The following is a 299-nucleotide window of genomic DNA, read 5'->3' on the forward strand; positions in this document are numbered from 1 at the left end:
CGCCGGTGGGAAGGCCGCCTGCCGCTGGTCATGCGCCAGAGCCATGCCGGAGGCGAAAAGCTGTTCCTCGACTACGCTGGCGACACGGTGCCGGTCGTGGTGGACCGCAGGACCGGGGAAGTCCGCGGTGCCCACATCTTCGTTGCCGTAATGGGCGGATCGAGCCTGTCGTTTGCGCTGGCGACATGGACCGAGCAGTTTCCCGATTGGATCGCGGGCAACAACGCCGCCTTCGCCTTCTTCCGCGGCGTTCCCCAGTTGCTGGTGCCCGACAACGCCAAGGTGGCGGTGATCAAGGC

General features: G+C 66.6%; 1 pseudogene. It reads left to right on the forward strand.

What is annotated here, in order from left to right:
- Positions 1 to 299, forward strand: a pseudogene (locus tag ACYPYD_RS19715) (IS21 family transposase); the annotation flags it as partial.

It is taken from the genome of Novosphingobium sp. 11B, assembly GCF_054589055.1.